We start from the raw sequence: 13,463 nt of genomic DNA on the forward strand, positions 1-13,463 counted from the left end.
GACGAGGACGACATCCGGGTCCGGCCGGGGAAGCGCTCCCGACCCCGGACCCGGATCCGGCCCAAGCACTCCGACGCGACCGCCGGGCTCGTGATCGCCGTCGACCGGGGGCGCTACACCTGCGTCACCGACGACGGCGAACTCACGCTCACGGCCATGCGCGCCCGGGAACTGGGCCGCAAGTCCGTCGTCGTCGGGGACCGGGTCGGCCTGGTCGGCGACGTGACCGGTTCCGCCGGTTCGCTGGCCAGGATCGTCCGGATCGACGAGCGGGCGTCCACGCTGATGCGGACGGCCGACGACGACGACCCCACCGAGCGGGTCGTGGTCGCCAACGCCGACCAGCTCGTCATCGTCGCGGCGCTCGCCGACCCGCAGCCCCGGACCGGGTTCATCGACCGGTGCCTGGTCGCGGCGTACCACACGGGCATCACGCCCCTGCTCTGTCTCACGAAGGGCGACCTGGCCGGCCCGGAGGAGCTGCTCGACTACTACTCCGACCTGGACCTGGCCTGGCTCGTCATGCAGCCCGGCTCCTCGATCGACCCGCTGATCGACGCCCTCGACGGCAAGCTGTCCGTGCTCGTCGGGCACTCCGGGGTCGGGAAGTCCACCCTGGTCAACCGCCTCGTGCCGGGCACCGACCGGGCCGTCGGCGTGGTCAGCGCGATCGGCAAGGGCCGGCACACGTCCACGAGCGCGGTGGCCCTGCCCCTGGTCAGCGGGAACGGCTGGATCATCGACACCCCGGGCATCCGGTCGTTCGGCCTGGCGCACGTGTCGGCGCACAGCCTGCTCTACGGGTTCGACGACCTGGTCGACGGCACCCTGGACTGCCCGCCGAACTGCGAGCACGACGAGCACTCGCCCGACTGCGCGCTGACTGGCTGGGTCGCGGCGGGCAACGCGGACCCGCGCCGGCTCGCCTCCTACCGGCGGCTCCTGGCGTCCCGGGCGGGCGAGGAACTCTCCGGCCCGGACAGGACCTAGGACCACCCCCGGACGGGTACCGGATCGCGGGCGACCTCCCGCGAAAGTGCCGCCGTCACCGGGTCGGGCGCCCAGCGTAACCAGATGATGCCGTTGACCTTCGCCTTTGATCTGACGTCTTGGCCCGCTGAGGGCGGCGAGGCGAAGGCGGAGGTGTTCCCGCATACCGGTTGTGTATGCGGGAATGCCGACAACGCGCGCATCGTCGTCCTCAGCGGGCCCCACCCACTAGTTGGTCATGGTGTTCGGTAGGTGGGGGCCCAGGTAGCCGATGTAGATGGTGCCCGTGGTGGCCGTCGCGTCGTGGAAGTGCAGCCGGGGGGAGATCGCGCCCGCCGCGCCGATCCGGATGTGCGCGCCCATGAAGATCCGCCCGGCCGGGTGCACGGACCTCGGCACCGGCAGCATCCGGTGGTTGGCGAACTTCGCGGTGTTCACGACCGTGTCCGACTCCGTCGGCGCCACCTTGCGGGCGGTGATCGCCAGGCCGCCCGGCGGGGGTTCGCGGCACCAGGCGTAGAAGTTGTTGCTGAAGCCGGCCGTGGCCCGGGCCCGGGCGTAGTCGGCGAGCGCGCGCAGGGCGTCCCAGGCGGAGACGGCCCAGGTGGAGTACTCGTGCTGCTCCTCCAGCGCCAGGGTGCGGTGCCGGTCCCCGGTGAACTCGACCCGGGGCAGCTCCCCCGTGTCCAGCCGGTCGAGGAGCTCGTCGAACGACTTGGGCGGCTCGTCGATCGGCGGGCCCGCGTAGACCCGGTCGCCGTGGCCGGACTCGGTGAGCAGGCGTTCCAGGTAGCGGACCCGGTCGACGAGCCGGCTGCGTTCGCGCTGCTCGGTCTCCAGTTCGCTGTTGGCGTCGAAAAGGCGGCTGTCCAGCTCGTCGCGGCGGGCCCGGGCCCGGTCGCGTTCCCACTCGATCTCCTTGAGCAGGTGTTCGAGCTCCTCGTACCGGCCGCGCAGCTCCGTCAGCTCCACCTCCGACTCGCCCCCGGACCGGGCGAAACTCACCTTGGCCAGCGCCTCCGGCAGCGGGCGGGACGCGGCCAGCCGGCGGGGCAGCAGGCCGATCAGCTGCCGGGCCCGGACCGGGTCGACCTCGATCCGCCGGCCGGCCAGCACCGGGTGCCGGGGCGCGTCGCCGGGGACCGCCGGGTCGGTCTCCTCCAGGTAGGTGCGCAGGAAGCCCGGTTCGACCTGGTAGCCGGGGTCGCCCATGCCCCGGTTGAACTCGGCGAGCGCCGGCGGGTCGAGGATGTACACGCTGGCCAGGCCGGCCAGGTCCGCCGTCACCCCCACCACGTCGTGCCGCCACCGGTCGAACGGCCGCTCCGGGTGCGGGGCGGCCACCACCACCGGCAGCCGGCGGTGCGGGGAGCACACCACGTCGAGCAGGTCCTCGACCCGGTCGGGGCGGATCAGTTCGGGCTCGGCGCGCAGCACGGCCTCGTCGTCGTACGCGTCGAACTCGGTCAGCAGCAGCCGGGCCAGCTTCGGCACGTGCGCGGGCTGCGCCTCGGCCCCCGTGACCGGGATGTGCTCGATGTCGAGGGCCACCCAGCTGCGGCCCGCCGACTCCGCCTGCACGGTCAGGGTGCTCAGCCAGGTCCCCTGCGGGTCGCGCTCGCGGAGCTGCCAGCCCCGGGTGCCGGTGGGGCTGACGTAGCGCATGTAGACGCTGGGGGCGAGCTTCTGGTGCTCGTTGTCGTACGCGGCGACGCTGTAGTTCTTGTCGCGGAGCCAGGTGCGCAGTTCCCGCTCGGCCCGCTCGCGCGCCTCCCGGAACGCCAGGTCGATGTGGAACGCGGTGCGGTAGGGCAGTCCGGCGTCCATGCGTACCTCCCATCGACTCTCATCAAACATAGCGGCGCGGCCGTGCTCAGCAGATCCTCTGAAAAGGCATCGGATAGGTTTTCGGTCATGACGAGCTACGCGGACGACCTCGGCCTGGCCCACCTCCTCGCGGACACCGCCGACGCCATCTCGATGTCCCGGTTCCGGGCCCTCGACCTCGTGGTGGACTCCAAGCCGGACCTGACCCCGGTCAGCGACGCGGACACCGCCGTCGAGAAGGCGCTGCGCGCGACGCTGGCCCGCAGCCGGCCCCGCGACGGCGTGCTCGGCGAGGAGTTCGGCACCACCCCGGCGAAGGCCGGTCCGGGCAACCGGCAGTGGGTGCTCGACCCGATCGACGGCACGAAGAACTTCGTCCGGGGGGTACCGATCTGGGGCACCCTGATCGCCCTGCTGGAGGGCGGCGAGCCGGTCCTCGGCCTGGTGTCGGCCCCGGCGCTGGGCCGGCGCTGGTGGGGGGCGCGCGGGCACGGCGCGTTCGCCGGGAAGCACGCCGCCCAGGCGACCCGGATCCGGGTGTCGGCGGTCTCGGAGCTGGCCGACGCCTCGCTGAGCTACTCGTCCCTGCCCTCCTGGGAGGAGGCCGGCCGGCTCGACGGGATGCTGGACCTGATGCGCGGCGCGTGGCGGACCCGGGCGTACGGCGACTTCTACGGCCACATGCTCGTCGCCGAGGGCGCGGTCGAGGCGATGGTGGAGCCGGACCTGGCCCTGTGGGACATGGCGGCCCTGGTGCCGATCGTCACCGAGGCCGGCGGGACGTGCACCAACCGGGCCGGCGAGCCGTTGCGCGGTCCGGGCAGCGTGCTGATCAGCAACGGGCGGATCCACGACGTGTTGTTGGACAAGCTCGGAGAGTGACTTGCGCCCGCCTGCTGAGGAGCCGGCCGGGTACGGGACTAAGCTCGATCGGTGTCCTCCGGTTGGTTCTTCCTCGCAGCGATGGTCTTCGCGTACGGTGTGGCCAACCTCTTGCAGTCAATCGGCGTAAACAAGACCAAAGCCGGCAAGAACATGCACCCGAAGCTGCTGGTCCGGCTATTCGGCCAGCGGATGTACATGCTCGGGCTGCTCTGCCAGATCGGCGGCTTCGTCCTCGCCTTCCTGGCCCGTAAGGACCTGCCGTTGTTCCTGGTCCAGGCGTGCATGACCGCCGGGCTCGGGGTCACCGCCGTCCTCGGCGTCCTGCTGCTCAAGTGGCGGCTGCCCCGGGCCGAGGTGCTGCTGCTGACCCTGCTCGGCGCGGGGCTCGTCGGGCTCGTGTTCGCCGCCCGGCCCGCGCCGTCCCGGCAGATCGGCCTGCTCGGCATCGTGCTGCTGATCGTCGCGCTGATCGGCATCGCCGGGGCCGGGGCGTTCGCGGCCAAGCTGCCCGGGGTGCGCGGCTCGATGACCCTGGGCTCGCTCGCCGGGCTGAACTTCGCCGCCGCCGCGATGGCGTCCCGGCCGCTGGCCAACGTGGGGAACTTCGTCACGTTCGTCACCGATCCCCTGTTGTACCTGCTGATCGTGCACTCGCTGTGCGGCTCGCTGCTCCTCGCGCTCGGCATGCAGCGCGGCTCGACCATGGCCGCGATCGCCGGCATGGACGCGGCGGCGGCCGTCCCGGCGGCGGTGCTCGGCCTGCTGTTCCTCGGCGACCAGATCGTGGGGGGCCGCGAGTGGCTCGCCGGGCTGGGCTTCCTCGTGACGCTGGCCGCCGTGCTGGCCCTCACCCGGTACTCGGCGCCCCAGCAGGCGCCCGCCCGCGAGAAAGTGATTGCGAAAGTGTCCTAGGGGCACGCTACGGTGCGTGCGTGTCCTTGATTCACGCGCGCGACCTCGTCAAACAGTTCGGTGACTTCACCGCCGTCGACGGCATCGACGTCGACGTCGCCCCGGGCGAGGCGTTCGGCTTCCTCGGGCCGAACGGGGCCGGCAAGTCGTCCACCATGAAGATGATCGGGTGCGTCTCGCGGCCCACGTCCGGCGAGCTGCGGATCCTCGGCCTCGACCCGGTGACCGACGGCAGCGCGATCAAGGCCCGGATCGGCGTCGTCCCGCAGACCGACAACCTCGACCAGGAGCTGACCGTCCGGGAGAACCTGACGGTCTACGCCCGGTTCTTCGGCCTGTCGCGGGCCGTGGCCCGCGAGCGCGCCGCCGAACTGCTCGACTTCGTCCAGCTCAGCGAGCGGGCCGACGACCGGGTCGAGCCGCTGTCCGGGGGCATGAAGCGCCGGCTGACCATCGCCCGCGCCCTGATCAACGAGCCCGAGCTGGTCCTGCTCGACGAGCCGACCACCGGGCTGGACCCGCAGGCCCGGCACCTGGTCTGGGAGCGGCTGTTCCGACTCAAGCAGCGCGGGGTCACCCTCGTGCTCACCACGCACTACATGGACGAGGCCGAGCAGCTCTGCGACCGGCTCGTCGTGATGGACGGCGGCCGGATCGTGGCCGAGGGCTCCCCGCGCGAGCTGATCGAGCGGCACTCGACCCGCGAGGTGCTGGAGCTGCGGTTCGCGCTCACCGAGATGGACCAGTTGGGCGCGCTCGCCGAGAAGCTCGACGGCATCGCCCAGCGGATCGAGATCCTGCCCGACCGGCTGCTGCTGTACACGGCCGACGGGGACGCGGCGACGACCGAGGTGCACGCCCGGGGCGTCGTCCCGGCGGCGGTGCTGGCCCGGCGCGCCACCCTGGAGGACGTGTTCCTGCACATCACCGGCCGGACGCTGGTCGACTGATGACGGGCACCCTCGCGGTCTACGAGTACTTCCTGGTGATGTACCGGCGCCTGTGGCGCGCCAGCGTCTTCAGCCAGTTCATCGCGCCCCTGCTGTTCGTCGTGGCGCTGGGCACCGGCGTCGGCTCGTTCGTGAACCGGGGCGGCTCACTGGGCGTCGACTACCTGACGTACCTGGTGCCGGGCCTGATCGCGTCGACGAGCATGAGCCTCGCGGTGTCGGAGTCCACCTTCCCGGTGTACGGCCACTTCGCCTGGAACCGGTACTACTTCGCGATCCAGGCCACCCCGGTGCACGTGGGCGGCATGATCGCCGGCCAGGTGGCGTTCCTGCTGACCCGGACCCTGATCGCGGGGTTCGCGTTCCTGCTGGTGATGGGCGCGCTGGGCGAGGTGCACGGCGTGGGGATGCTCGGCGTGGTGCTGGTGGGCATGCTGCTGGCCCTGGCGGTCGGGCCGGCGACGATGGCGTTCTCGGCGTGGGTCTCCTCCGAGGCGTACTTCGCGCTGCTGTTCCGCTTCGTCGTCGCGCCGCTGACCCTGTTCTCCGGGGTGTTCTTCCCGGTCAGCCAACTGCCGGGCTGGCTGCGCCCGGCGGCGTACGTGTCGCCGTTGTGGCACGGGGTGGAGCTGTGCCGGTCGTTCGCGTACGCGGGGTTCCCGCTGGGCAAGACGCTCCTGCACGTGGGGTACCTGCTCCTGCTGTCCGCCGCCGGGCTGTACGCGGTCCGGGCCGCCTTCCTCCGCCGCCTGGAGCGGTGATGCCCGAACTGCCGCGTCCGCCCGGACCGAAGCCGCCGCCCGCGGTGACGCCGCCCCAGAAACGGATGGATCCCCAGTCATGATCGCCCTGATGGTGTCCGCCCGGCGGGCCGGCGTGATGATCGAGCGCAACGTCGCGGTCTACAAGCGGCTGCCGTGGAACATCGCGTCCGGCGTCCTGGAGCCGATCTTCTACCTGTTCAGCATCGGGATCGGGGTCGGGGCGCTGGTCAACGGCGTGTTCACGGTCGACGGCGAGCCGATGTCCTACGCGCTGTTCGTCGCGCCGGCCATGATGGCCCAGGCGGCGCTGAGCGGTTCGCTGATCGAGTGCGTGTTCAACTTCTTCGGCAAGATGAAGTTCGCCAAGTTGTACGACGCGTTCCTGGCCACCCCGCTCCAGCCGATCGAGATCGCGACCGGCGAGCTGGCGTTCGCGCTGATGCGCGGCGGGGCGTACTCGGCGGTGTTCCTCGCCCTGATGGCCGTGATGGGGATGACCAGTTCGTGGTGGGCGGTGCTCGCCCTGCCGGCGGCGCTGCTGATCGGGGTCGCGGCCGGCGGGCTGGGCCTCGCGGTGGCGACGTTCCTGCGCGGCTGGCAGGACTTCGACTACGTGACCGGGGGCATGACCGCGATGTTCCTGTTCTCGGGCACGTTCGCCCCGATCGGGCTGTACCCGGTGTGGACCCAGTGGGTGATCCAGGCCCTGCCGCTGTACCACGGGGTGGAGCTGCTGCGCGGCCTCACCACCGGGCACGTCGGGCCGGGCCTGCTGGTGCACGTCGGGTACCTGGTCGCGCTGGGCATGGCGGGGCTGTGGCTGGCCAACCGGCGAATGGGCAAACTCCTCCTCAGCTGAGGCGCCGCCCGTATTGTCGGCTTCATGACGCAGCAGAGGCGGAGTGTCGGGGTCATCATCGGCGCGCTCATGCTCGCCATGCTGCTCGCCGCCCTCGACCAGACCATCGTGTCCACCGCGCTGCCCACGATCGTCGGGGAGCTCGGCGGGCTGGAGCACCTGTCGTGGGTGGTCACCGCGTACATGCTCGGGTCGACCGTCGCGACGCCGCTGTGGGGAAAGCTCGGGGACCAGTACGGGCGGAAGAACCTGTTCCTCGGGGCGATCGTCATCTTCCTGGCCGCCTCCGCGCTCTGCGGGCAGGCCGGCACCCTCGGCGAACTGATCGCGTTCCGCGCCCTGCAGGGCATCGGCGGCGGCGGACTCATGGCGCTGGCCGCCGCGATCGTCGGCGACGTCGTCCCGCCCCGGGAACGCGGCCGGTACCAGGGCCTGTTCGGGGCCGTGTTCGGCGTGAGCAGCGTCGCCGGCCCCCTGCTCGGCGGGCTGTTCGTCGACCACCTGAGCTGGCGCTGGGTGTTCTACGTCAACCTGCCGCTCGGCGTCCTCGCCCTGGTCGCGGTCGCCGTAGCGCTGAGACCCACCGAGGTCAAGACCCAGCACAAGGTGGACTTCCTCGGCATCGGCCTGCTCGCCGCCGCCGTGAGCTGCCTCGTGCTGCTGACCAGCTGGGGCGGGACCACGTACGAGTGGGACTCGGTGGAGATCATCGGGCTCGGGGTGGCCGCCGTCGTGCTCGCCGTGGGCTGGTGGTTGTCGGCCCGGCGCGCGGCGGAGCCGGTACTCCCCCTGCATCTGTTCAAGATCCGGGTGTTCGCGCTCGGCTCGGCGATCAGCTTCGTGATCGGTTTCGCGATGTTCGGGGCGCTGACGTTCCTGCCGCTGTTCCTCCAGGTGGTGCACGGGGTCAGCGCGACGATGTCCGGGGTGTACCTGCTCCCGATGGTCGGCGGCATGCTGCTCACCTCGATCACCAGCGGCCAGCTGATCAGCCGGACCGGGCACTACCGGATCTACCCCATCGTGGGCACGATCGTCACCGCGCTCGGCCTGTTCCTGCTGTCCCGGATGGACGAGAACACGTCCGCGCCGGTCTACAGCGTGTACTTCTTCGTCCTCGGCGCCGGCCTGGGCCTCGTGATGCAGGTGCTGGTCATCGCCGTGCAGAACTCCGTCGGGTACCGCGACCTCGGCGTCGCCACCTCGGGTGTGACCTTCTTCCGCTCGATCGGCGGCTCGTTCGGGGTCTCGGTGTTCGGCACGATCTTCTCCAACCGGCTGGAGGCCACCCTGGGCGGGGCCCGGCCGGGCACCCCGGAATACCTGCACGCCTACTCGTCCTCATTGCAGACCGTGTTCGCGCTCGCGACCCCGATCGCGCTGCTGGCCTTCGTGTTCGCGGTCATGCTCCGCGAGGAACCGCTCCGCGACGGCCTGGCGACGAACTCCGACCTGGGCGAGTCCCTCGGCGGCGCGCCCACCCAGCGCACCAGCCTCGCGGAGGTCGAGAAGGCCCTGTCCCAGAGAGCGGACACAGAACTCCGACACGGGTACTACACGTGGCTCGCCGCCGAGTCCGGCCTCGGGATCAGCCCCGCCGGCTGCTGGATCCTCGCCCGGTTGTCCCAGCTCGGTCCGACGCCGGGGGCTGAGCTGGCCGACCTGGCGGGGACGACGGTGGAGAAGGGCCGGCCGTACACGGACGACCTGGTCGAGGCCGGGATGCTGCGGCGGGTGGACGGCACGCTGGAGCTGACCGTGGCCGGGGAGCAGGCGGCGGAGCGGTTGTTCGCGCTGCGCCGGGCCGGGCTGGAGAAGCTGCTCGGGGACTGGTCGCCGGACACCGAGCCGGACCTGGACGCGCTGCTGGACCGGATGTCGCGGGCGCTGCTGGGGGCGGACGCGGACCGGGCGCGGACCGGGTCCTGAGGACCGCACGGGGCCGGGTGGGCGACTCCGGGCGCGCTGGGCTTGGTCGGCGACTCCGGTCGGGCACCGTTCCGGGCCGCGCGACCGGCTACAGCGGTACCAGGGTGAATCTGGTCTTCAGGGTCGGCAGCAGTCGCCGGTACGCCTCGATCGTGTCCGGCTTCCCGTTGTCGTGGGACAGCACGATCGACCCCGGCCGGGTGGACCCGTTCACCGCCGCCACCACGTGGTCGATCATCGGCGCGCCGTGCCCGTACTTCGTGCTCTCCCAGTCCCGGGGGTCCACGTCCCAGTACGCCGAGCGCATGCCCAGCTGGCGGGCCGTCGCGACGAGCCCCGGGGTGAAGTTGCCGCCCGGGGCCCGGAAGTAGGGGATCGGCACGCCGGGTGCCGCGTTGTGGATCGCGTCGTTGGTGCGCTGCAGGTCCGCCCGGATGTATCCGTCGTCGTGCTTGGCCAGGTCGAACAGGTGCTGCCACGAGTGGTTGCACAGGGTGTGCCCCTCGGCGGCGATCCGGCGGACCAGCGCGGGGTGGTCGCGGGCCCGGAAGCCGACCAGGCAGAACGTGGCCTTGACGCCGTTCTGGTGGAGGATGTCGAGGATCTTCGGGGTGTTGACGGGGTCGGGGCCGTCGTCGAAGGTGAGCGCCACGGCCTCCGTGCCGGTGAACCTGATCGCCCCGCCGGGACCGTCCACAGAGGTCGAGGGCGACGCGCTCGGCGTGCCCGGGGCCGACGGGGTCGGGCGGGCGCTCGGCGAGGCGGACGGGGACGGCGGCGGGGTGGGACTCGGCGTGGGCACCGGCGGGGTCATCGGCCCGGCCGGTTGCCAGAGCGCCTCCCTGCGGGTCCGCCCCATGGCCCCGCCGGCCAGGGTCCCGCCGAGGACGACAGCGATGGCGAGGACGGCCAGCAGGGTACGGCGCATCGGGCACTCCGAGGGGTCGAACGGGACGTCCGGCCAGGTTACGCCAGGTGCGCGGCCAATACTGTGCGCTGGGTGGGCAGCGCCTGTGCGTAACGGGTCGTGCCGGCGTCCGTGAGCCGGACGAACACGCCCCGGCGGTCGGTCTCGCAGACCTCGCGGGTGACGAGCGTGTCGCGTTCGAGCCGGGCGACGACCCGGGACAGCGCGCTCTGGCTGAGGTGCACGCTGGTGGCCAGCTCCTGGATGCGCATGCAGTCGCCGTTCTGGGCGAGGCGCTCCAGGACCTCGAACTCGCTGACGCCGAGCTGGTGCTGGTCGTTGAGCGCCCGGTCCAGGGCGCACGAGGTCGCGTGGTATCGCTCCAACAGGCCGCGCCAGGCGCTGACCAGCTCAGTGTCGGTCACGTGCGCATCGTACCAGGACCCGTACATAATTTGTTCATGCATTTTTTGTACTTGCATTAATTGCAACTGCATGTAGATTACTGATCATGACCTCCGTGGCGACCCGTGCCCCTTCTGCCCCAACAGTCACCTGGACCCCGCGCCTCTGGGGCGCGCTCATCGTGCTCTGCGGCGCGCTCTTCCTCGACGGACTCGACATCTCGATGGTGGGTGTCGCGCTCCCGTCGATCGCCGGCGAACTGGGCCTCAACCCGTCGTCCCTGCAGTGGATCGTCAGCGGCTACATCCTCGGCTACGGCGGCCTGCTCCTCCTGGGCGGACGCACCGCCGACCTGCTCGGCCGCCGCCGGGTGTTCCTGATCGCCCTCGCCGTGTTCGCCGCCGCCTCCCTGCTCGGCGGCCTGGTCAGCGACCCGACGCTGCTGATCGCGACCCGGTTCATCAAGGGCGTGGCCGCCGCGTTCACCGCCCCGGCCGGCCTGTCGATCATCACCACCACGTTCCCCGAGGGCCCGGCCCGCAACAAGGCGCTGAGCATCTACGCCGGCTTCGGCGCGACCGGCTTCTCCTCCGGCCTGATCCTCGGCGGCCTGATGACCTCCGTCGGCTGGCGGTGGACGTTCCTGATGCCCGTCCCGATCGCGCTCGCGGTCCTGGCGTTCGGCGCCCGGCTCATCCCCCGCGACCACGCGCCCGAGAACCGGGGCGGCTACGACGTCGCCGGCGCCGTCACCAGCACGGCGGGCCTCCTGATCCTGGTGTACGCGGTCGTGCAGGCCCCCACGGTCGGCTGGCTGTCCCCCGGTACCGTCATCGGGATCCTCGCCGCCGTGGCCCTGCTCGTCGCGTTCGTCGCCATCGAACGCCGGGCCAAGCACCCGCTCGTGCGGTTCGGGATCTTCCGCAACCGGTCCGTGGTGTCGGCGAACCTGGCCGCGCTGGCCATGTTCGGCTCCTACGTGGGCTTCCAGTTCATCGGCACCATGTACATGCAGTCCCTGCTCGGCTGGTCGCCGCTGTCCATGGCGCTCGCGTTCCTGCCCGCCGGCCTGATGGTGGCCGTGGGCGCGCCCCGGGCCGGGTTCCTGGTGGACAGGTTCGGCGCGGGGAAGATCGTGGCCGCCGGCTTCGTGTTCTTCGTCGTCGGCTACGCGTTGTTCCTCCGGATCGGCGAGGAACCCCACTACGTCTCCGAGGTGCTGCCCAGCATCATCTGCCTCGGGTTCGGCTTCGCCCTGGCGTTCCCGACCCTGAACATCCAGGCCACCACCGGGGTCGACGACGCCGAGCAGGGTCTGGCGTCCGGGCTGGTCCAGACGTCGATGCAGGTCGGCGGCGCGATCGTGATCGCCGCCGTCACGGCCGTGATCGCGTCCGCCGGCAAGGTCGAGACGCCCCGGGAGGTGCTGGACAGCTACTACCCGGCGCTGACCGTGGTGACGGCGGTGGCCGTCGCCGGGCTGGCGTTCACCATGCTCGGGATCCGCAAGGCGCGCTAGGCGGGGGGACGAGGGCCCGGGAGGCGACTCCCGGGCCCTCGTGCGTGTCGGGGTGCGGGGCAGAGGGCCCCGCTAGAAACACCTCCGCAGCCGGCGCAGCCCCTCCTCCACATCGGAGATCGCGCCCCACCCGATCACCAGCCCGTGCTGGGGTTCCTCGCCGCAGTACGCGGTCAGGGACTCCACGGCCACGCCGACCCGGGCCGCCCGGGCCACGATGTCGGCCGCCTCCGGTCCCGTCCGCACGCACAGGTGCAGGCCGGCCGCGCTGGGCACCAGGTCGAACCGGTCGGCCACCGCCGCGATGATCCGCTCCCGCCGGGCGGCGTACACCCGGCTCGCGCGGCGGATGTGCCGGGCCAGCAGGCCGTCCTCGATGAACCGGGCCAGCGCGCCCTGCGCGTAGGAGTCCCCGTGCCAGTCCAGCAGCTGTTTGGCGGTGCGCAGGGCGGTGCGCAGCGAGGCCGGGGCGATCAGGAAACCCTGGCGCAGCACCGGGAGCATCGTCTTGGAGAACGAGCCCACGTAGATCACCCGGCCCGCGCCGTCGAGGCTCTGCAACGGTTCCAGCGGCCGGTCGGAGAACCGGAACTCGCTGTCGTAGTCGTCCTCCACGATCACGGTGCGGTGCCGTTCGGCCCAGCCGAGCAGGTCGGCCCGCCGGCCCGGGGACAGCGGCGTGCCGAGCGGGAACTGGTGCGACGGGGTCACGTACACGAGGCGGGCGTCGGGTGGGATCGCCGACACGACCAGCCCCTCCGCGTCCACCGGCACGCCGACCACGCGGGCGCCGTGCGACTGGAACAGCCGGCGCGCGGGCGGGTAGCCGGGTTCCTCGACGGCCACACAGGAGCCGGGCTCGACGAGTACCCGGCCGATCAGGTCCAGGGCCTGCTGCGCGCCGTGCGTGACCAGCACGTCGTCCGCGCCCGCCCGGACCGACCGGGACACCCCGACGTGCCGGGCGATGGCCGCGCGCAGCCCGGGGTGGCCGGCCGGGTCGGCGTACTCGGCGGTGGGGACCGCGCGCATTTCCGCCGCGACGAGCCGCCGCCACGCCCCGGCAGGGAACAGCCCCGCGTCGGGCGCCCCGACCCGGAAGTCGAACTCGGGCGGCGGGCCGGCGGGCACCGGCGCGGGTATCGCGTCCCAGAGCCGGCGGGGTCGCACGGACCGGCCGGCCGGCGCCTGGCGGGACGCGCGGCGGGCCCCGACCCGGGTGACCGACTCGGCGGCGACGAAGGTGCCCGCGCCCACCCGGCCGACGACGAAGCCCTCGGCGGTCAGCCGGTCGTACGCCGCCGCGACCGTGTTGCGCGACACCTCCAGGCTCGCGGCCAGTTCCCGGGTCGGGGGCAGCCGTTCGCCCGGGCGGAGCCGGCCGTCGAGGACCGCGTCGAGGAGCTGGCGGTAGATCCGGGCCGTCAGGTCGCCCCGGCCGGCCAGGGTCACGTGGAAGTCCACCGATTGGCCCATCCGTACTCGTCAAAATTGGATCTTCTAGCTGGCCAATCTA

Annotated in this window: 12 protein-coding genes; 8 read left to right on the forward strand and 4 right to left on the reverse strand. The window is 72.0% G+C overall.

The window, feature by feature from the left end:
• The first annotated feature begins 54 nt into the window (after positions 1 to 54).
• Positions 55 to 990: a ribosome small subunit-dependent GTPase A gene (gene rsgA, locus AB0M43_RS32845; RefSeq protein ID WP_363730581.1), complete on the forward strand. Its 936-nt coding sequence runs from the start codon at positions 55 to 57 to the stop codon at positions 988 to 990.
• 228 nt (positions 991 to 1,218) lie between these two features.
• Here the strand turns inward: rsgA and AB0M43_RS32850 are convergent, their stop codons facing one another.
• Entirely contained in the window at positions 1,219 to 2,817 is a 1,599-nt protein-coding gene (locus AB0M43_RS32850; protein ID WP_363730049.1) for a hypothetical protein, read from the reverse strand.
• A gap of 87 nt (positions 2,818 to 2,904) precedes the next feature.
• On the opposite strand from AB0M43_RS32850, the gene hisN reads away from it, so the two are divergent.
• From hisN to AB0M43_RS32880, 6 genes are all read left to right on the forward strand, one after another.
• Positions 2,905 to 3,699 (forward strand): histidinol-phosphatase, encoded by a 795-nt coding sequence (gene hisN, locus AB0M43_RS32855; protein WP_363730051.1) that lies wholly within the window; start codon positions 2,905 to 2,907, stop codon positions 3,697 to 3,699.
• A gap of 81 nt (positions 3,700 to 3,780) precedes the next feature.
• On the forward strand, positions 3,781 to 4,614 hold the full coding sequence (locus tag AB0M43_RS32860) for a hypothetical protein (RefSeq protein WP_363730584.1): 834 nt from the start codon (positions 3,781 to 3,783) through the stop codon (positions 4,612 to 4,614).
• 20 nt (positions 4,615 to 4,634) lie between these two features.
• A complete protein-coding gene (locus tag AB0M43_RS32865; protein ID WP_363730054.1) occupies positions 4,635 to 5,564 on the forward strand; it encodes an ABC transporter ATP-binding protein in 930 nt (309 codons plus the stop codon).
• On the forward strand, positions 5,564 to 6,325 hold the full coding sequence (locus tag AB0M43_RS32870) for an ABC transporter permease (RefSeq protein ID WP_363730056.1): 762 nt from the start codon (positions 5,564 to 5,566) through the stop codon (positions 6,323 to 6,325). The genes AB0M43_RS32865 and AB0M43_RS32870 overlap by 1 nt, the downstream gene beginning before the upstream one ends.
• Before the next feature lie 79 nt (positions 6,326 to 6,404).
• Positions 6,405 to 7,187 carry an ABC transporter permease gene (locus AB0M43_RS32875; protein WP_363730057.1) on the forward strand — a complete coding sequence of 261 codons (783 nt, stop codon included), beginning with the start codon at positions 6,405 to 6,407 and terminating at the stop codon, positions 7,185 to 7,187.
• A 24-nt stretch (positions 7,188 to 7,211) separates the two neighbouring features.
• Positions 7,212 to 9,116 carry an MFS transporter gene (locus AB0M43_RS32880; protein WP_363730059.1) on the forward strand — a complete coding sequence of 635 codons (1,905 nt, stop codon included), beginning with the start codon at positions 7,212 to 7,214 and terminating at the stop codon, positions 9,114 to 9,116.
• Positions 9,117 to 9,204: 88 nt separating this feature from the next.
• Here the strand turns inward: AB0M43_RS32880 and AB0M43_RS32885 are convergent, their stop codons facing one another.
• Positions 9,205 to 10,044 carry a polysaccharide deacetylase family protein gene (locus AB0M43_RS32885; RefSeq protein ID WP_363730060.1) on the reverse strand — a complete coding sequence of 280 codons (840 nt, stop codon included), beginning with the start codon at positions 10,042 to 10,044 and terminating at the stop codon, positions 9,205 to 9,207.
• 38 nt (positions 10,045 to 10,082) lie between these two features.
• Positions 10,083 to 10,448: a MarR family transcriptional regulator gene (locus tag AB0M43_RS32890; protein ID WP_363730063.1), complete on the reverse strand. Its 366-nt coding sequence runs from the start codon at positions 10,446 to 10,448 to the stop codon at positions 10,083 to 10,085.
• Between the two features lie 86 nt (positions 10,449 to 10,534).
• Here AB0M43_RS32890 and AB0M43_RS32895 point away from each other — a divergent pair, with 86 nt between their 5' ends.
• On the forward strand, positions 10,535 to 11,947 hold the full coding sequence (locus AB0M43_RS32895; protein ID WP_363730065.1) for an MFS transporter: 1,413 nt from the start codon (positions 10,535 to 10,537) through the stop codon (positions 11,945 to 11,947).
• Positions 11,948 to 12,019: 72 nt separating this feature from the next.
• Here AB0M43_RS32895 and AB0M43_RS32900 read toward each other — a convergent pair whose 3' ends face one another.
• On the reverse strand, positions 12,020 to 13,423 hold the full coding sequence (locus tag AB0M43_RS32900) for a PLP-dependent aminotransferase family protein (RefSeq protein ID WP_363730067.1): 1,404 nt from the start codon (positions 13,421 to 13,423) through the stop codon (positions 12,020 to 12,022).
• Positions 13,424 to 13,463: the final 40 nt, after the last annotated feature.

Origin of the sequence: Longispora sp. NPDC051575 (genome assembly GCF_040681875.1) — a bacterium.
Classification (GTDB): domain Bacteria; phylum Actinomycetota; class Actinomycetes; order Mycobacteriales; family Micromonosporaceae; genus Longispora.